We start from the raw sequence: 275 nt of genomic DNA, 5'->3' as shown, positions 1-275 counted from the left end.
GGACGCAACAACAGGCCCACCCCGCCAGCGTGCCGGCGGGGTGGGTGTCGCTTCAGCCATCCGGTGACGGCTCTCGGCTAGACCGCCTCCTTAAGCTCCTTCGCGGGTCGGAAGGCGATCTTCTTGGAGGCTTTGATCTTGATCGGCTCGCCAGTCTGCGGGTTGCGGCCCGTGCGAGCGGCCCGCTTGCGCACCTGAAGAATGCCGAGACCGCTCAGGCGGATCTTGTCGCCCTTCTTCAAGCTCTTGGCGATCATCTCGATGACCTGGGTCAG

The 275-nt window shown here is 64.7% G+C and carries 1 protein-coding gene; it reads right to left on the bottom strand.

The features are described 5' to 3' along the window. Positions 1-77: 77 nt before the first annotated feature. On the bottom strand, positions 78-275 hold a 198-nt coding region (locus KBI52_RS00345; protein ID WP_210804736.1), incomplete at its 5' end, for an HU family DNA-binding protein.

It is taken from the genome of Microvirga sp. HBU67558, from assembly GCF_018069605.1.
GTDB classification, from domain to species: domain Bacteria; phylum Pseudomonadota; class Alphaproteobacteria; order Rhizobiales; family Beijerinckiaceae; genus Microvirga; species Microvirga terrae.
This window is presented reverse-complemented; position numbering and strand designations above follow the sequence as displayed.